Source organism: Mycoplasma anserisalpingitidis (assembly GCF_007859615.1).
Classification (GTDB): domain Bacteria; phylum Bacillota_I; class Bacilli_A; order Mycoplasmatales; family Metamycoplasmataceae; genus Mycoplasmopsis; species Mycoplasmopsis anserisalpingitidis.
The window spans coordinates 465,050-485,149 of record NZ_CP042295.1; the positions used below are offsets into that span (position 1 = coordinate 465,050).

Below are 20,100 nucleotides of genomic sequence, written 5' to 3' on the forward strand. Positions count from 1 at the left end.
AATAAATTTATATTACACCGCGCATAAAGTTCCCCAATGGTGATTTTTTACTGCATTCTTTTTCAACAACTTTTTTTCATAAAATCAGAAATAATGGTTATATCTTCCCCTTCATAATACTTCACAAGTAAATTTTTAAATTTGGGAACTTCTTTTTTAGGAATAACCAAAAATCCACCTCCATGAGATATTAAATAGTGGTTAGCAAAAATAACAGATGCTCTCTTATTCCCATCAAGGAATATTTGTGTTTTCATACAATATAAGCATAACTTTATTGCAACATCAATCGCATCATCGTTTTTCTCCGTAATCTCTCGTATTTTTTCTTTTATATCCATTTCATTTGGTAATGGTGGAACATAAGAGGATCCTCCAATCGTGACTGGTACTCGACGTATACGACCTGTTTCAGCAAAAAATCCTTCATTAACAAGCCTTGCAATATGACTAAGCATGTAATAGTCTGATTTGCTTGCTACTACATCTTTATCCAAAATAAACTCCCATGCATGTTTTAGATTTAAGATTTTCTGTACATCAGTTGCTGTCATGCCAGTAACTTTTCCATTATCTATAATTTCTTCAGTTTGTGGAAAAGATGTACCTACCCCCTCTAAAATTGCTTGATTGTAGATATTCATTTTCATATTAGCTCTAGCAAACGCTATATTATTAAGAACATCTGTTGATAACTCGCTTTCCGAATATCCGGCGCTTACAAGCTCCTTTTCTACATGACGTATTTCTTTTCTTATCGCTCTAATTTCTCTAGCATTGCGAAGCAGTAAGTTATAAAGCTCTTCAGTATATATTCCTACATATGTTGATGTCAGTTTACCAGCAACACGTTTTCTAACATATAAATATTTTCCATCACCTCGATTCTTAATTTCAGGTGTCCCATCATAGGGCATTAAATTTAATCTAGCGTGAAGATCAGCACGAATTCTAAGTAATTCTTGTATTTCACTATAGTTTGCAGCCATTATTTATACTCCTTTTGGGGAACATTTATTTAAAAAGTATACCATTTTATTCCCCAATTAATAAAGGGTACTAGAAAAACGTGTGAAGAAATTATTCTCTACATTTTTCCAGTACCCGTAATTAATAAATATAGTTCTACTGTGGCTCAACAAATTTTCTAGCTTAAGTTAACAAAAGAAATTAAATTTTATAAAATATAGTTATGCAAAAAAACTTAAAGAAAATTTTTGAGGTCGAAAACTTTTTTATTCATATTTTAGAAAATGGGGTTGCAAATAATGTGTGCATTCCATATTTACCTATTTATTATAAAGAAAGAAGTGCGATTTTAATTGATCCTAAAGAATCAACTTTCTGAAATAATAAATTTTGAGAACAATTTAAAAGTAATCCTTATGCAACTTTTTTAAATACTTCACATGATATTAAATCTTTAACTGAAGAAATTGAATATAGAAATAAACAAATTTTTTCTAATATTGGGTTTTTTGATTTAGATGAACTTGAAATAGTTGATACTGAAATTCCTATTTATGATATTTGAAATATTGGTTTTAAAAATATTCATATTAATCCAGCTGACTTCAAATCATTTGAAGAAATTACTAAAAAATATGAAATTCAGTTCAAAAGTCAAATTTTCAGAATTATGCACTTTTATCTCGAAAAAATCGTTCCTGAGAATCATAATTTTTCACGTGAGTTAAGTAACCTAACTAAAAAAATGAAAAACAACTGATTCTTAATGAATGAATCAGATTTTAGTAACATGGTAGTTAACATAAATGATCTTTTGGAGGAACATAAACGTACTTCCCTTGAATTTTACTTTAAGCTATACCAAGAAATTTTCAACACTTACAACCAATTAGTCGAAAGAGAAAAAAGTCCCGATTCAATCGCTGAATCTGAACAAGTAAAAAATGTTGAAATAAGACTTAAGTATATTAATGATATAAATAACTCTTCAATAAAGAAAGTTGAAAATAACTTTATTATTCGTGATATTAATTTAGAAATTGACTTTTATAAAAAGTTACTTAAAAACACAAAAAATAGTAATATCAAATACATGAACTATCTTCAACATAAATTGCTAAAATCAATTTTAACCATTAAAGAAAAAATGTCTCATGTAACTGAATTAAGCATCGAGCATTTAGATTTATATAAAGAATTATTAATCACTAAGAAACTTTATTGAATTTGAATGAGAAATAAATATAGTCTTTGTTATTTAGACAAAAATAGGATTCGTGAAATTTTTGCTGACTTAATTTTACAATCCAAAATGTTTATCAATAATACGTTAAATAGCTTAAATAAACCAGGAAGAAAGTGAACAAAATTAAAAATTAAAAAAACTATTAAGAGACAATTTTATTACAGTTTTGTTAACTATAGTAACACTTCAGTTGAAAACAAACATGAGATAATGAAAATTATTGAAACTAAACAAGAAAAAATCAAATCGTTAAATAAAATTAAGTTCGAGAAAGTTCCGGACTTTAACAAAATTGTTGAGCAAAATAAATTCGATGCTTGAATTAGATTAAATCAAGCTGAAGATCGTTGAAATAAGTTCTCTTCAAATAAACTTTTTCAAACGACACTTAAAAATTATCAAAGAAAAATCAAACGACTTATTTATAGTAATAATGAATTAATTAGACACCAAATTTCCAACCTTTCTATAATTAATGAATCAATTAAAAAAAGACAAAATTCAAATTCGCGCAGAAGTGAGTTTTACGATAATTATGAATTAATCCGCAATGTCGAAAATATACAAAGATATGAAAAAAACGAAATTATCGGCGAATTCGCAAACTCAGTTTTTGCTTTTATCATGAATAAAACTCAAGCTATCAATCAATTTAGCAGAACCTTCTTAATAATTAAAAAAATAATCGATTCAATGAGCTATATTTCAGTTAACTTTGGTGAATATCTAACAGCATATGACAAACTTAAAGTTATTAGTAAAATTAAACTTAAATTACTTAAACTAGTTTTAAATAATCCTTCAGTTTTATTTATTAAGGATACTTTTGATAAAAATAATAACGAAACTAGATTTGAATTTATACGGGTGCTAAATAAAATTTCTAATGAGTACTCTTTAAGTTATGTATTAGTTACTGCTGATGTAAAACTAGTTAAGAAAATTTGTGATACAGTACATATTTTCTGTAGAAATACCTTAGTTGAATCTGGAGAAATAAACGAATTACTTAATAATGCAAAGCACCCTTATTCTAGACATGCACTTTCAGAAACAGATTTAAGTTTTATTAAAAATCATAACGATGATTATTCTTGGATCTATTCAGAAGTTTATGAAATTGATAAAGATAAAAAACATTATTTATATGCTAATTTTGAAAATTATCAAAAATGAACTGCATGAAATAATCCAGAAACACTTAAAATTAAATCTAATTTAGATAAAGCAACTAGTTTAACTCTTGAAGCTGAGGAAATTGATCAATTCTACAAAATTCAACATGAGAATGTTGAAATATCTATGACTTCATATGATCCAGCAAATAGAAAAATAGTATCTAAATCTAATTTATTTGATATGGATTATGAAAATCTTAAATTCTGAAAACAAGCAGGTAACACTGAAATTGAATCTGTTAATAAAACTAACCATTTCATAGAACAAAACGAACAAGAGTAAGATATGGGCAAATGTCCATATTTTTTTATGGTTAATTTTGCACTTTACACATATAAATATATTTAATATTTATATAAAAAAGTTAAAGTCAATTAAAATATAAATATGTTAAATAATAATCCATTCATTTTTTTACATTCAAATTCTGAATATTCATTTTTAAATTCAACCATTAGACTTGAAAAACTATTTAAACTTGCTGCTGAAAAAAACGTTAAATATTTGGCACTAACTGACAAAAATAGTTTATATGGCTTAGGCCACTTTTTGGCTTTATGTGAAAAATATAATATCAAACCACTTATTGGTCTTGAAATTGAACTTAATGGTGTGAAGGTGATTTTGCATGCAAAAAATAAAGAGGGATTGCAAAAAATTTACCAAGTAAATTATTTAATTTCTAAGAATATTGCTATTACAGAAGAGATGTTAAATTGCTCAGACATTTTTGTTATTGACCATTACGAAAATGGATTTTTTGCTAACAAATTAGCTGCTCCAAAATTAGAAAATTTCTACTATAATAATAAAAAAGCTATTTTTCAAAACACAATTTTTGCACCTACTCGTGAAATGCTTTTTAGTAATGAAGCAGAGACTTTGATTACACTAAGACAAATTAGCTCAGCAACTAATGTTGAACCTATTTATCAAAATAGTGATTATTTTGAAATTATTCAAGATGGTCTTGAACAAAAAGTGATTGATAACACTTTAAATATAGTTTCACAAATTTCTCTTGAATTTCCTTCGAATACTCCAAGAATTGCTAAACCATTTAAAACTAAAGAGGAATCTTACAAAAAAATAATTGAGTTGATCAATAAAGGTTTAAATGAAAGAATATTAAACTTAAAAAATTACTCAATGGAAGTAATTAATCAGAGAATTAATTATGAGTTAGAAACAATATCAAAATTAGGTTTTATTGATTACTTTTTAATTATTGGTGATGCAGTTAATTTCGCTAAACAAAATGGAATAGCAGTTGGGCCTGGACGTGGTAGTGCTTCAGGTTCATTAATTTCATATTTACTAAAAATTACTGAAGTTAATCCATTGCAATATGACTTATATTTCGAACGTTTTTTAAATCCTGAACGGGTAAGTTTACCAGATATTGATATTGATATTCAAGATAATCGTAGGGATGAAGTCATTAATTATATTGTAGAAAAATATGGAATTGAAAATTGTTCACTAATCACAACCTTTCAAACATTAGGAGCAAAGAATTCGATTCGTGATGTTGGTAGAGTATTAAATATTAATCTAGCTGAAATTGATAAAATTTCTAAAACTTTAGCTGATGGCCAAAGCATTGAAGAAGGATACTTAAAAAATTCTCGTTTTAGAATAGCAATTGAAAAATATCCTAAATTACTCGAATTATCAAAAAACATTGAAGGACTTCCACGTCAAAAAGGTGTTCATCCAGCTGGAATTATTATTTCAGACACGCCAATAATTAATATAATGCCTATTTCGGTTTCAACTGAAAAAATTAATCAAGTTGATTTAACTCTTGAATATATTGAAAAATTCGGTTTAATTAAAATCGACTTTTTAGGTTTAAAAACCTTAACAATTATCCAAAATATCGAAAAAGATCTTAATTATGAAGATCGTTTTGATTACATCGCTTCGACTACTCCAAACATTTATCAAGATTCACAAACATTAAAATGTTTAAATTCAACCCTATCACAAGGAATTTTCCAAATTGATAGTCCTGGAATGAAAAAAACTATTAAAAATGTTGGAATTGACACTTTTAATGACCTTTTTGCAATAATATCACTTTTTAGACCTGGACCAATGGAATATATTAGCGAGTATGCAAGTAACAAAAAAAATCCTGATAATATTGAATTAATTCATCCAGTTTATGATGAAATTGTTCGAGAAACTTTCGGAATCATCGTTTATCAAGAACAAATTATGCAAATTGCTCAAAAATTAGTGGGAATGAGTTTTGGTCAGGCGGATATTTTAAGAAGAACTATTTCTAAAAAAGATTTAATCAAAATGGAACAATACAAAACATTTTTCAATCAGTTAGCCCAAAAAAACAATATCGATCCAGAAATTAGCGAAACCATTTATAGAAAAATCGAAAAATTTGCCTCATATGGATTTAATAAAGCTCATGCAGTAGCTTATGCTATGATAACCTTTAAAATGGCTTATTATAAGGTTAGATATCCTGAAATTTTTTATAAAGCATTAATTACTAACTCAGGTAGTTCTCACTCTGACGTAAATAAATATGTTGAAGAGTGTATTCAACAAAATATTAAGGTTAATTCTCCAGAAATTAATCACTCATCAATTGAAGCAGTAGCAACTAAAAATGGAATTTACTTACCTTTTATATTAATTAAAAAAGTTGGAAATAGTGCAGTTGAAAAAATTTTATATGACAGAGCAGTTTATAAAAAATATAACACTTTTTCTGAAGCGTACTTTAGATTAAGAAATGCTGGTGTGTCAGATTCAGTTTTTGAAGTTTTAATTAAAGCAAGTGTTTTTAGAGAATTTGGAAATCAAAACACTTTACTAAACTATTATGAAACTCTTAAGGAATTTTGAAAAATGTTCTCAAATTCACTTAAAGATTACAATGGAGATTCTTACAGTAGAATCAAAGAATTGATAGATTTACATAAAATAATTAGAGTTGACAGCGAAGGTAAATATCATGAAGATTTTATTGAAGCTCTTCCTGCAAATTTTGCTGAAGAGTCAAAAAATGAAAATGAATTTTTAGGAAATATTTATAATGCTGTTCCAACATTAAATTATGAGACAAATTATAAATTAAATAAATTAACTCAAAGAGTTGAAAATTGAGTTACGGCTTTAACTTTAGATGTAAAGTTCATTTTGAGTAAAGGTTTAGTTATGATAACAATTAAAGATTCAACATTAACCGACAGTGCATGAGTAACCGAGAATAATTTTAAAAACTTCGAATTTTCACCAAAAAAAGACCGTATTTACAGCTTTTTGTTAACTAGAACTTATACTGGTAAATTAAAAATATTGGATTGCAAGGAAATATATTATGAAGAATAATCAAAATAAAATCTTACTAATTGATGGTAATTATTTAATGTTTCAAAGTTTTTATGGCACCTACACACCAAATGGATATATTATGAGAAATAGCAAAGGTGTTCCAACAAATGGAACTCATATGTTTTTTATGATTTTGTTCAATTTAATTAGCAGCACTTCACCAACTCATATTTTCGTTGCTTTTGACGCTGCAGGTAAAACTAAAAGACATGAAATTTACCCAGAATATAAGGACGGTCGTTCAAAAGCTCCTGAAGAAATTTTTGTTCAATTCAAACATGTTAAACAAATTTTAGATGAATTGAATATACCACATAATGAATTAGTTGGTCATGAAGCTGACGATTTAGTAGGTACTCTTTCAAAAAATTTACCAGGTAAAAAATTTATTTATTCTAGAGATAAAGATTTGCTTCAATTAGTTTCAAATGATACCGCAATTATTTTCAAAGATAACAAAACAAAAAGTTATGAATTAATAACACAAGAAAATTTCGAAGATATTTATGAAATTAAACCATCACAAATTCCAGATTTTAAGGGACTTGCAGGAGATAGTTCAGACAATTTACATGGTATTAGAGGTATTGGAGAAAAAACAGCAATAAAACTAATTAATAAATACGGAAGTTTTGAAAATGTAATTCAGAATGTAAATGAATTAACTCCTTCACTTTCATTAAAAATAAAGAACGATTTAGAAAGTGGAATCATGTGCAAAAAATTAGCTATAATCAACACTCATGTGGACGAAATTTCCAAAAATGAAGATGATTATGAATTTAATTTGAACAAAAGTGGAACTCAAACACTTAATGATCTAGAACTTAATCAAATATTAAATATTATAGAAATGAATTAAATATGGTTGCAATAATTGGTGAAATAGCATCAGGAAAGACTTTCTTTATAAATAAGCTAAAGGAAATGGGATATAAAATTTTTATTGCTGATGAATATGTAAATTACCTTTACCAAAATAATGATGAATTAAAAAAGAAATTCATAGATACTTTTGGAGATAAGGTAATACAAAACAATAAAATTTCTAAGGAATTTCTAAAACAAAAAATAAATGAAAATTTTGAAACAATTTACTTAATTGAAAGTTTAGTATTTCCATATATTTTTTCACATTTAGAACATGAAAAATATGATTTTGCAGAAATTCCAGTTTTAGTATCAAAAAACACTAATTTTTTAACTTTTTTTGATAAAGTAATTAATGTCGTTTCAAGTCCACAAAAAATTCAAATTCAAAGAGAAAAACGTAATGTGGATAACTCGTTTTTTAAGACTTTAAATAGTAAAAACAATGATTTTTTCCATGAAAATAAGCTTTTTACGAAGATTGACGTTGTTAATATCTTCGATTATAATCGAGAAAACACAGAACTTATTAAAGAATTTTTAATCGATAACAACATACTCAATTAAAATAAAATCACAAGATAAAAACGGAGGCCAAAATGGACGCAAATTCTAAATTGATTTATTCATTTTTCAGAATTCATAGAGGGGATCAAATTGCCAGCGAAGATTTAAGAAATCTGCGTCTTTTTTATACAAGTTTTTTGGGTGCTAATGCCGTTTTACTTTATGAATTTTTACATGATTTAATTTTTAATAAAGATAAGTATGATTCGACTTTTACTTATGAAACTTTATCTTTATATTTAAATATATCAATTGATGAATTAAACACATGTAGACAAAAACTTGAATCAGTTTCATTAATTGAAACTCACAATGATTCAAAAGAATCTAGAACAGTTTTTGTGCTATTCAAACCTCTTTCATCAGTCCAAATGGTTAAAAACGCATTTATTCCAAGATTGATTAAAAATAATATAGGTGAAGTTAATTATGACCGTATAGTTAATTTAACAAATACAAGTACATTTAAAAATAGTGATTCACTAGAAAATATTTCAGCTGCTTTTCATGAAATGTTCAGTTTACAAACTGAAGTTAAATCAAAAGTTACTGAATTATTAGTTCAAGCGGGTGCAACTATCAAAGAAAATAACTCAAAAGTCTGAGATTCAAGCAAGAGTTATCAAACCCAACTAGAAATGGGAGTTATTAAAAATAGCAATCACTATAAAGCAACTAAGGAATTAACTTGTGAAGAATTTTACTGTCAATTAACAAACACTTTTATTCTTGAAGATTCAGTTAAAGAGAAAATCAGTAAATTAAATAGTATTTTAAATTTATCTAAAATAACCAACTTAGCAATGCTCTACATCTATTTAGAAAATGATAAATTTGATTTTAGAAAAACAACTAAATTACTTAATGAAGTTAAAAAATATAATTATGTAATTGATGAAGATACAACTGAAAAATATCTCCACGGTAAATATCGAAATGATATTCAACTAGTTGATGCGTTTTTAAAAATGCATTCTTTAATGAATGAACAATAAGTTAATTTATATATAATTAGAATGTAGTAGGGAGGTTTTATGGTTAAAGACGATATATTTCAAAAAGAATTAAGTAAAATTTCTCGTAAACATTCTTATGATAAAACTAAATTAATCGAAAAAATTAAAAATAATAGTTTTTTAAAGCAAAGAATTGAACAATACAATCTTAGTGATGATGAGATTGCTTTTTTTATTTTAGAACTAACAAAAATAATCCGTGAAAGTGAAAAAAAAGGCGAAAAAGTAATTGAGACTGATTTTAAACGTGATCCACTAACTAAAAAAATAGTTTTTTTTGAGCGTTATGTTACACCTGACTTGAGAGAAAGTGTTAGCTTACTCAAAAATATAATTTACCCTGAACTTGGCGAACCTTTTTATAACATTGATGCTACGAATGTTAGTCAAAAATATTTAGATTCAGATAATTGAAATTATTTAGCTACATATTTAAAAAAAATTGACTTTAATATTAAAAATTGACTTTATATCTATGGAGATATATTATCTGGTAAGACTGAGATTATGTCTTACATCGCTAAAATAATTAATAGTGATAATTCTAAAATTACTTTTGCTACTGTTAATAATATCTATAGCGAATGCATCAATATTTTCAATCATAAGCAGAACAAATTTAGTGAAACCAAAACCGTTGAATTTATGATAGAAAAAATAGCTAATGTTGATTATCTATTTTTAGAAGATCTAGGTATGGAAGAAGGTTCAACTTGATTTGCTACTAATGTATTACTCAAAATTTTAGAATATAGAATGAAGTATAGACTAGTTACATTTTTTAGTAGTACATTAAATTTAGTTGAATTAAAAAACAATTATCTTCAAAGAATACAAAAAAACACTAAAATTGACTCAAATGTTGAAACTATGAAAATTAATAAATTAATTAAAATAATTGAAATTAACCTTTATAAAACAATTAAAACGAAGGAGAATAATGATTAAAGTTGTTTTAGCTGGAACACCAGAATTCTCTGTACCAATTTTTGAAGAAGTGATTAAAAACTTTGAAGTCGTTGCAATTATTTCTCAACCCGATAAACCAGCAAACCGTGGATATAAATTAATTCCCACTCCAACAAAAATACTTGCTGAAAAATATAACATTAAGTGTTATCAACCTAATAAAATTTCTGAAATTTATGATGAATTAGCTCAATTAGATTTTGACTTTCTTTTAACAGCAGCATTTGGTCAATATATTCCTGAAAAAATTCTTAATTTACCAAAAAAAGCTGCCCTAAATATTCATGGTTCTTTATTACCTAAATATCGTGGAGCGGCTCCAATTCAACATTCTTTATTAAATGGTGATAAAAAAACCGGTATTAATTTAATATATATGGTTAAAGAAATGGATGCAGGTAATATCTTGAAATCCTCAGAAATAGAAATAGTTGAAGAAGATACCAGCGATATTCTATTTAATAAACTAAGCATTTTATCTGCACAAAACATTACCAAATGACTTAAAGAAATATACGAAAACAACTTCAATGAAATTGTTCAAGACGCCTCGCAAGTAATTCTTGCCCCAAAATTAACCAAAGAAGAAGCTCAAATAGACTTAAGTGAAAATTCTGACCAGGTGATAAATAAAATTAAAGCGTACAGTTCAAATCCCGGTGCTTACACTTTCATAAATAATAAGAGAGTTAAACTTTTTAATGCTACAACTAAAGAAGTTAAAAATGCAATTCAACTAAGTTGTAGAGATAAAAATATATATATTTATGATTATCAATATGAATCTAAAAAAAGAGTTAACTTGTTAGAAAAAGTATAACTTATACATCCGATTGGATGTTTTTTATTTTCCCACTTGGTAGTATAATGCTTAATAAAACTAAAGAAATTATCTAGTTTACTTTCCAAGTTAGTACCAAAAAGAATAAATCAAGCTATTATTTAATGAATTTTTATACTTTTTGAAAAAATTACATAGGAATTTTAAGTTTGTTTCCCGCTTAGTAGCATAATAACTAGTCATCAAAATTTCAACCATGAATATTAATGCTTTGATTACTTGTTTTTCTATTAAGACAGTTTTATAATAATATAAATTTTCATAAAATATTATTACAGCAATCTTCTGATTTTTTATGTTGAAATATAACTTTGCATTTTACACATTAAATTATTTGTTTAATAAATTTAAAATAAAAAAATGGTGCGTCGTACAGGGTTCGAACCTGTGACCCACTGGTTAAGAGCCAGTTGCTCTACCGGCTGAGCTAACGACGCATAAATTAATTATATTACAATTTTATATTTTGACCATTATTTTAAAAAAATCATAACCAAACTATAATATTATTTTCATTATAGATCTAAAAATATGGTTTTGTTTTAAAAATACAATAATATTTTTTTCAACACATACTAAAATTCATATGAATAAGAAAATTAAGGAAAAAATAAGGAAATTGCATATAGATTTATGTTGTTATAATTTTTATATGGAGATGAAATGAAAAAAATACAAATAACTGTTGGACCAAAAGATGCAAGAGATATAAATGGTTTTATCAATGATATTAATCATAATTCACTTTTTTGTTTTGAAAATGGTGAATGAACATTAAAAGATGATATTACAAATAAAAAAGAAAAAGTAGTGTTAGAGTTAAATAAATTAAACTTTATCAATAATGATGATCCTGAGAAATATATTGATGATTTATTCGATAACATCATAAATACTGCTTTTGTTTTTGCTAAAAATATGAAAGTCGATTCCAAGGATTCAAATGATTTTCAATACGTCAATAACGATAATACCGTAATTGATAAGATAAAAAGCACATTAATGAAATATTTTTATATCGATGATTGGAGCATAATAGATTTAGTTTCTGATTTATTTTCTGCATTATTAAATTCTCACTTATTTAGAAATGGTAATAAAAGATTCTGTTTCAGTTTTCTAAATGTTATTTTATTTACATTTGGATACTTAACTAAAGTGAAAATTAATAAAGAATTTGATATAGATGTTATGAGTGAGAAATATTTAGAAAACATAGAAAAAACAATTGCATGCTTTGAAGTAAGATTATCTAATCAAGATATAGACACACTATTCACAAATTGTACAAACTTAGCAAATCAAAATCCTTTATGTTTTGAAATATTAAATAGTGAAATTGATTTAACCATCCCTGAAAGACATGATAAAACATTAAGGGAGATAAAAAAGTGAATCAAAAATATTTTACTATTTGTCTAAAATCCAGTAAAATTATTATGAAATTGAATATGAATAAAAGTAAAAGGAGTTAACGTGGCAAAAGTTGAAATTAGAATTGTTGAAAATGCACCATTAAAGAAAATTAGCTTCGAACAAATGAAGGAATATCAAGAAAAACACAATAAAGAAAATTGAGATATTATTTGTGAAACAATGAGAAAGCTTTCAAAAATGTAATTACTAGAGATATCTCTAGTTTTTTTATACTTTTACTAAATTCACTCATGCAAATAACAGAATTAAATAATATATAATTAAAAGTATGAAATCTAAACTATTATTTCTTTATGGGCTAACTTCTTTGAGTTCAATACCAACGTTAATTTCAATAAGTTGTAATCAACAAAAAAACATCTTTGTTGAATCTTTTTCATATAAAAATTTCACTAAAAATCAGCTTATAACTCTTAATAATAAAACAGAATTTAGCTCAATTTTTAATCAAGTTGATTCAAAAAAAATAAATAAATTTATTAATAACCTAAAAGAAACTAATGAATACCAACAAATTGATTTTGATACTGTAATTAAGCAATATTCGGCAAGTGATTTAATTCACAATTCATTATTAAGTAGAAATAGAATTATTAGTAGTTTATATCCTAATCAACAATTTATTCCTGAAATTCAACTAATAGTTTATGAAATTTTTGACAACTTTGATTACTATAAAAATATTTATCCAAATTTAATAAATATTAAAAATATCAGAAGTATTAGTTATGCTCAAAATACTGAACAAATTTTTTATTTAGAAAATTTAATTGCTTTACACTTAAATAAATTTAATATTGACAATAAGATTATAAATGTTAAACTAACAGAAATTAAATCAATTGAAAATAATACTGGCATAAGTTTTAAGGTGATATTAAACAACGAAATTATAGAACAAGAATTCTACCTAAAAGGATTTTTTAGCTACAAAAACATTAATAAAAATTATAATTTTGAAGATACCGAAAATAATTTGAGATTTAATGAATACTTATCAGAAATTAAGATAAATTTCACTGATAAAAAGTTTAATATTATAAACTTTGATTCACTAGTTGATAACCCTAAAAACTCTTATAACTTACTTGCGTTTGTTAAACTACTTACTGATTATTCTAATACTATTGAAATTGAAGTACCTGAATATAGAAAAAATATTGATAAAAGTTACGAATTAATTTTTAATCCTAATAAAACTAGTTTAACTCAAAGCATGCATCAAGATTATTTTTTTACTGTTAAGGTTACAAAAATAGATGGTGAAGTTCAATATTTTGATTTCAACTCAATTAATTTTACAAATCACTACCACCTTTTTAATGGTTACAGAGATATGGATGATAAGCGTTATGCTTTTCCTTCTACTACTGTAATTAGCTTTGAAAACGATATTAATGCTTTTGTTCAAACTAAAATAAATCAAGTAATTATTGATACATTTAATAAATTTGAAAATAGTCTTTTAGTTTTTAATAACAAAAAGATGAGTGAAATTGAAGCTTATGAATTCATAAAATATATGCCTGAAAGCATTAAATTTATTGAATTTGAAATCTACAGAGAAATAATCCAATATTTTCCAGTTACAACATTAAAAAATTATCTTGCAGATATTAAATTAACTAACTTAACTTTGGATAAAAGTATTGCTGGAAAAATTTATTTTAATATCGATTTATTAAACAATCAAAAACAAAGTTTAATTGATGAAGAAACTAAAAAAATAACTTTTGAAATCGCGGGTTTCAAAGGATATAAAAACATATAAAACACTAACATAAATTAATTAATATGTTAATATTTATATTATGAATAATAAAATAAAAGAATTCTTTAAATTAAATAATTGAAAAAGAATAACATTAACTATTTTAATATTTATCGCATCATTAGCGACCATAGTTTTTGGTGGTGTTTTTTTATCTACCAAAGGCTTGAAAAATTCTATCGAATATGGTTCAGGAATTCAAACTGTTGTTAAAGCACAAAAACAAGGTAATGCAACAACTAATGATGAAACTAACAAGATAGCTGACTCAATTCATAATAGAATTAGTTCGAACCAATTTTCTGGTATTAGTGTGATTCCAAACGAAAATGGAATAATCACAATAAATCAATCAGGTATTTTTACAGATGCACTTAAGGAAATTTACTCAAAAAATATCATAGATAAACCCTTAATTACTATTACTGATATAGATGGAAAAATTCTTTTTAGAGATGGATTATTTAATATAAATGAAAATTTTGATAATAATGATCCTTATCGTTTTACTCCACCTTTTGAAAGTCAAAGTGCTAAGGCTGATTTAACTTCAAATGATGATAATTACATTACTCTTGAATATAAAAATTCAGAATCAAAACTTGAATTTAATAAAGCACTTCAATATATCCAAAGTAAAAATGATCCAAAAATCTTAATTTGAAAAAATTTAGATAAGCTATATGAATTAACTAAAAGATATTCAGCAGACTGAGAAGCTAGTGGAAACAATTTATACAACTTTGTCCATGTAGGAAATAAAGCTACTCAAGAAATCACTGATCCAGAAACTAATTCAAAGGTTACAAAACCAAGTGTTTTAAAATCTGCTGATTTTGATGCAGAACAATTTTTAATTGGTGTTGAACAAATTTCTTACTTCTCACAATATTCTTCATTTAAATTTAAACTATTAAACAATGATTACAATTATGCAATGTCAATTAAAGATGACATCAACTATTCTTTATCAGACTACAAACTTGAATTAGTTTCAAGTTCTTACATTGATAATGATAACTCAAATTTAGCAATTATTGGTTTTGCAACATCATTAGTTTTAACAATTACTTTAGTTTCAGCTTTAATGATTGTTAATTATGGAATTCTAGGTGCTATTTCAACTATTTCACTTGCTTTATATACAACTTTAGTTTTAATGATGTTCATCCTGCTTAGAGGTGATTACAGTCCTTTATTATCTCTTTCACTTATTACAGGAATAATTTATGTAAGTAATATTCACATTCAAACATTCCAGAAAATAAAAAATAATCTTTATTCTGGTGACAGCGTTAAAAAAGCCTTTAGAAATGCAAACCGCGATACTTTACAACATTGTGTTGACTCAAATATAATCATTTTAATTGTTTCATTTATTTTATTTTACTTCGGGACTTCAAATATTAGAGAATTCTCAATTCCATTAATTATTACCATTGTAGCTGGACTTATTACTTCAATTCTAATTGTTAGAATTACTTCAAGTTTATTGGTCTCAACCGGATTCTTCGATAACAAACAAAAATATTTCGGAATCAATTTATCCAAAGCTAATGCTAAATTAATGAATGATAAAATTACTAGATTTGATTTTGTTAAAACTTTTAAAATCTCTTCAATAATTTTTGCGATAATTTTAGTAATTTCAATAATTGTTATTCTTTCAATTGCACTAGTTAAACATGAATTTTTCTTAGCGTTTAATACCACAAGTGATTTTGTTTCAGGTTCAACTTTAATTATTCAAAGTAATCCTATAACTCAAAATTACATCAGTTATGAAACTGCACAAAAAATAAATGAATTTATTTCAAATAACTCAGAATTACCTAAAGTTCAAGATTCACTAATTATGCTTAGCGAAAAAGAATCATTAAGCTACTTAATTAAAATGAATTTTGAAAGTCACTTTGATATTACTAATTTAACAAATGAATTAAAAAATAATTTTGGAATTCTTAAATTAGATTATTTCACAACAAATAACGCCTTTAATCTAAATATTATTAGAGATACTTTTATTAGCATTGGAATTATTTTAGTATTTATGATTTTCTACACACTAGTAAGAACAAATTGAGCTAACTTATTATCACTATTGATTTCAATAACTTTAATTATTCTATTTACAATTTCTTTAATAAATCTTTTACATATTCAAATTAACACACAAGCGTTATTATTACTTTCAACAATATTTATTCTTTCATTAATTACGATCTTCAATAATTTAATTAACACAAATGAAATAAGAAATTACTTATTTACAAATAAAAAAGCATTAACTCAAAAAGATTTAAGGGAGTTATACAATAAATCAGTTATTGCATTTATGAAACAAAACATTAAATTAATTTTTGTTGAAATTATTGCAATTATAATAATGTTTATTGTTTCATTTATGGGTACACTAAGTTCTTGAATACCTTTAATATTCTTAATTTCAATAATTTTAATTAATGCAATTATCTTATTTATTCTTCCTGGACTTTTATATTTCTTCAATAATATAAGAGAAAAAGGAATTCAAAGAAGAATCAATAGACGCTTTTGAGCAGTTAATAATCCTGAAGAACAAACCTTCAATGGTGTTAATGATTATACACACTAAATTACAAGCTTTTGCTTGTTTTTTTATTTTGAAATATATATAATTATTCAAAAGGAGGAATATGATTGAAATTAAAATCGGGCACACAAATAGATCTTTTAGAGATGGTGATAAATTCATTCAAGAAAAAATATACAACGCTTTTAATCATAAAATAGATTATAAAATACTTTCCAAATTTGATTTTGTTCCTAAACTAATTTCTGATGATCAAAAATACTTAAAATATCAATGAATCGAAACAAATCAATTAACTTTTAACAAAGAAGTATTAATTCAGATAGCTAATAATTTTAAGACACTACATGATTCAGAACTAATTTTTCCAAAAAACAATATTTCTCAAAGAATTAAGGAATACCTTAAAACTCTTAAAGAGAGAAACAACTCAATCAATGAACTTGATCCATACTATAAAAGAATTTTAAAAATATTAAAAAACAGTGCTACAAATCGTCCATTACACAATGATTTATACAACCAAAACATTTTAGTTGACAAAAATAATAAAGTGTATTTCATTGATTGAGAATATGCAACTATGGGTGATAAACACTTTGACCTCGCTTACTTTATAACTGGTTCATATCTTAATGAAGAACAAGAACAAATCTTTTTAGAAGCTTACGATACATACTGAGAAGAATATCTAATTCAACAAAAAATATTAGTTTATTATCTAACAATTCTATGAAACAATGTTCAAATACCTAAAGCATTTGATGATAGTGAATTATTCATCAAACTTAAAAAAACTGTTGAACTTTTTGATGAAAAAAAGAAAAACAACTCTTTTAGACGCTAATGCGTCTTTTTTTATGGAAAAATAGTTTCATAGCAACTAAAAGCAAATATTTCTATACAATTTAAATATAACTAATTGGAGGAATTATGAAATTTAAATTAAAAAACCTATTAATTGGGGGGGTCCTTACTTCAATGATGCCTCTTGTTGCTCTTTCTGCTTCTTGTGGTAAAAAAGAGAATAAGGAAGAAAGCAAAGATCAAAATGAAGATCAAGGTAAAAATACTAGTAAAGAAGAAGTTGTTTCAGTTTTAAAAATAGATTTAACAAAATTGCAAAACGGAGCAACTATAGACTTTAAATCATTAAATTCTGAAACTAAATACAAATTAGAACTTGTTGATAAAGAATCTTTAATCGCTTTCTTAAGTGATTCAGCTAACTATAGATTATACTTTGATTCATATAAGAAAAAAGATAAACTTCCAGAAGGATTTACTTCTTACCAAGAAGTAACTACATCTGAAAAAGACTTTAATTTAAGAAAAACAGTAATGAAAATTTATTCAGATATGAAAAATCTTAAAGATTCATACTTTAGTGCTCCTATTGCTGAAGAATCTCTAACCGATTCAAACAACAAATACTACAGACAACCAGATAAACGTGTAAAATACACACTTTCAGAAGATAAAACAACAGTTACAATGAAATTTTATGAAACTACAGGTAGTATCGATGAAAAAACTTTAGACATTGATAAAAATGCTGAATTTACATTAGAAATTAAAATTAAATAATAATTGTATAAAGTTGACTTAATGTCAACTTTTTTTGTAAAACAATAGTCATGAACAAAAAATACAAATGATTTATCTATTTTATTAAATATTGCTGAATGAATTAATGTATATAAGACTAGTTTGCTTGTTTTACTTTATGATGTTAAAATTAGATATTAATACACATTTTTCAAGAAAACGTTTCTTTTTTTTTTTTTTTTTAGGATTGAATTGAAAATTAAAAAAATACAACACTAAATAAACTAGGACAACGAAAGTTGACAAAAAAATATTTTAAGACATCATTGCAAATTGCTTTGGTGTTTTTCAATTTAAATTTGATTGTATTCTTTCATTATTATAATAATTTATAAATTTTTTTATTTCATCATTTAACATTTTTAACGTGTATTAAAACTAAAGAAAAACACTTGCCAAACAATCATTATTTAATAAAAAATTCTGAAGAAGAAATCAGAATTCTTCATTCAAAAGTTATAAATACTAGATTACTCAAAGCGAATCAAATGAACATTCTTCATTTGAATGAATGTCTAAGATTATTTAAAGAAGGAAAGAATTTTTCTCAAGTTTCAGAAATGATTGGATTTCAAACACACACCATTAAAAAGTTATTGAAAATTTCAACAACAAATCAGGGTGATTTTGTTAAGAAATATAAAAAAGTTTGTCGCAACTGTGATCAATATATTAATTATGTAAACTACATTGATTTCCAATTAATTGCTGAACATCTTATGCTTTATAAGTCTAAAAGAACAAGACTTCATTCAAAGACTATTCAAAATAAATGAAGAGATTTTATTAGATTTTGAAAATCTGAAGTTAGTTATTATAGGAAAAATAGATTCAATAAAGATTTTACAAAAAGAGCAATCAAAGTTTCAGCTAAAGCTCTTGTTAATAAATTTAAGAACCTATTTCCTAACAGTTTCTGTCCTACTCCTAGCGCTGTATATAAGTGCTTAAAGTCAAATCAGTTTAATTTATCTATAGATATTTTGCTCTTTCTTTCTGTAGGAAAATATCACAAAAAAACTAAAAAAGTTCAAAAAAGTTCTCTTAAAAATGCTGTTAGTATTCACCAAAGACCTGATGAGGCCAACCATAGATTAGAGGAAGGTCATTTTGAGCTTGACACTGTGATTGGACAAAGCAAGGATAAGAATTGTTTGGTAACTTTATTAGATAGAAAAACTAGAAAACTTTATGTAATATTAGCACGCAAAACTTCTGAGTCAGTTAAAGATGCTTTACTCAAAATGATTAAAATTAATTCAATAAAAATAACAACATTAACTGTTGATAATGGCTCCGAGAACGTGCGCTTGCACGAAGTTATTTCTAACAACAATTTATTTAAATGTGATGCATATTGTTCATATCAAAAAGGCTCAATAGAGAATATCCACAGACACATTAGAAGATTTATTCCTAAAGGTGTTTCCATGGATAAATTCACAAATAAACAGATTTATGCGATGAGCAAAAGAATTAATGAATATTTAACACTCATTAATCAATAGTTTTACTAAAAATTTTAAAAATCGGTCATGACCGATTCTTTTGGTGTGCTTTTTTATATAAAAAAGCATTATAATTATATAAATTGAAGCACTAACGTACTTCAAGGACTTTGATTAAAATGCTTTGTTAAATGACTTTTCTATTTCATAGGTCATGACCGATTCTTTTGGTGTGCTTTTTTAT

General features: G+C 25.2%; 16 protein-coding genes and 1 tRNA gene. 14 read left to right on the plus strand and 3 right to left on the minus strand.

What is annotated here, in order from left to right:
- Positions 1-47 precede the first annotated feature (47 nt).
- Positions 48-989: a Fic family protein gene (locus tag FRW55_RS01845; protein WP_146368489.1), complete on the minus strand. Its 942-nt coding sequence runs from the start codon at positions 987-989 to the stop codon at positions 48-50.
- A gap of 203 nt (positions 990-1,192) precedes the next feature.
- Between FRW55_RS01845 and FRW55_RS01850 the strand changes: the two genes are divergently transcribed.
- The 7 genes from FRW55_RS01850 to fmt all read left to right on the plus strand — a co-directional run bounded on the left by FRW55_RS01850 (position 1,193) and on the right by fmt (position 10,999).
- Positions 1,193-3,676, plus strand: a complete 2,484-nt coding sequence (locus tag FRW55_RS01850; protein ID WP_146368490.1) for an MAG1360 family OppF-related protein — start codon at positions 1,193-1,195, stop codon at positions 3,674-3,676.
- Between the two features lie 105 nt (positions 3,677-3,781).
- Complete coding sequence (gene dnaE, locus FRW55_RS01855; RefSeq protein WP_146368491.1) at positions 3,782-6,754, plus strand: DNA polymerase III subunit alpha; 2,973 nt, start codon at positions 3,782-3,784, stop codon at positions 6,752-6,754.
- The gene (locus FRW55_RS01860) at positions 6,744-7,619 is read left to right on the plus strand and encodes a 5'-3' exonuclease (RefSeq protein WP_146368492.1); all 876 of its coding nucleotides are present in this window, start codon (positions 6,744-6,746) and stop codon (positions 7,617-7,619) included. Before dnaE ends, FRW55_RS01860 begins: the two co-directional genes overlap by 11 nt.
- A 2-nt stretch (positions 7,620-7,621) precedes the next feature.
- Positions 7,622-8,194: a dephospho-CoA kinase gene (locus FRW55_RS01865; protein ID WP_146368493.1), complete on the plus strand. Its 573-nt coding sequence runs from the start codon at positions 7,622-7,624 to the stop codon at positions 8,192-8,194.
- 32 nt (positions 8,195-8,226) lie between these two features.
- A complete protein-coding gene (locus tag FRW55_RS01870) occupies positions 8,227-9,189 on the plus strand; it encodes a hypothetical protein (RefSeq protein ID WP_146368494.1) in 963 nt (320 codons plus the stop codon).
- Positions 9,190-9,228: 39 nt separating this feature from the next.
- Positions 9,229-10,158 carry a hypothetical protein gene (locus FRW55_RS01875; RefSeq protein ID WP_146368495.1) on the plus strand — a complete coding sequence of 310 codons (930 nt, stop codon included), beginning with the start codon at positions 9,229-9,231 and terminating at the stop codon, positions 10,156-10,158.
- Positions 10,151-10,999, plus strand: a complete 849-nt coding sequence (fmt, locus tag FRW55_RS01880; protein WP_201798415.1) for a methionyl-tRNA formyltransferase — start codon at positions 10,151-10,153, stop codon at positions 10,997-10,999. The genes FRW55_RS01875 and fmt overlap by 8 nt, the downstream gene beginning before the upstream one ends.
- A 382-nt stretch (positions 11,000-11,381) precedes the next feature.
- Here the strand turns inward: fmt and FRW55_RS01885 are convergent.
- A tRNA-Lys gene (locus FRW55_RS01885) sits at positions 11,382-11,457 on the minus strand.
- 226 nt (positions 11,458-11,683) lie between these two features.
- Between FRW55_RS01885 and FRW55_RS01890 the strand changes: the two genes are divergently transcribed.
- The 6 genes from FRW55_RS01890 (at position 11,684) to FRW55_RS01910 (ending at position 18,387) form a co-directional block, all read left to right on the plus strand.
- Positions 11,684-12,442, plus strand: coding sequence for a type II toxin-antitoxin system death-on-curing family toxin (locus tag FRW55_RS01890; RefSeq protein WP_146368496.1), 759 nt, complete (start codon positions 11,684-11,686; stop codon positions 12,440-12,442).
- 54 nt (positions 12,443-12,496) lie between these two features.
- Positions 12,497-12,640 carry a hypothetical protein gene (locus FRW55_RS04085; RefSeq protein ID WP_162847748.1) on the plus strand — a complete coding sequence of 48 codons (144 nt, stop codon included), beginning with the start codon at positions 12,497-12,499 and terminating at the stop codon, positions 12,638-12,640.
- Between the two features lie 85 nt (positions 12,641-12,725).
- Positions 12,726-14,228 carry an MAG3240 family lipoprotein gene (locus FRW55_RS01895; protein WP_146368497.1) on the plus strand — a complete coding sequence of 501 codons (1,503 nt, stop codon included), beginning with the start codon at positions 12,726-12,728 and terminating at the stop codon, positions 14,226-14,228.
- Between the two features lie 40 nt (positions 14,229-14,268).
- On the plus strand, positions 14,269-16,842 hold the full coding sequence (gene secDF, locus FRW55_RS01900; RefSeq protein WP_146368498.1) for a protein translocase subunit SecDF: 2,574 nt from the start codon (positions 14,269-14,271) through the stop codon (positions 16,840-16,842).
- Positions 16,843-16,903: 61 nt separating this feature from the next.
- Positions 16,904-17,647, plus strand: a complete 744-nt coding sequence (locus FRW55_RS01905; RefSeq protein ID WP_146368499.1) for a phosphotransferase — start codon at positions 16,904-16,906, stop codon at positions 17,645-17,647.
- An 86-nt stretch (positions 17,648-17,733) separates the two neighbouring features.
- Positions 17,734-18,387, plus strand: coding sequence for a hypothetical protein (locus FRW55_RS01910; protein WP_146368500.1), 654 nt, complete (start codon positions 17,734-17,736; stop codon positions 18,385-18,387).
- 276 nt (positions 18,388-18,663) lie between these two features.
- Here FRW55_RS01910 and FRW55_RS04245 read toward each other — a convergent pair whose 3' ends face one another.
- On the minus strand, positions 18,664-18,768 hold the full coding sequence (locus FRW55_RS04245) for an IS3 family transposase (protein ID WP_201798395.1): 105 nt from the start codon (positions 18,766-18,768) through the stop codon (positions 18,664-18,666).
- A gap of 32 nt (positions 18,769-18,800) precedes the next feature.
- Between FRW55_RS04245 and FRW55_RS01915 the strand changes: the two genes are divergently transcribed.
- A complete protein-coding gene (locus FRW55_RS01915) occupies positions 18,801-19,916 on the plus strand; it encodes an IS30 family transposase (protein ID WP_146368501.1) in 1,116 nt (371 codons plus the stop codon).
- The last annotated feature ends 184 nt before the right edge of the window (positions 19,917-20,100 follow it).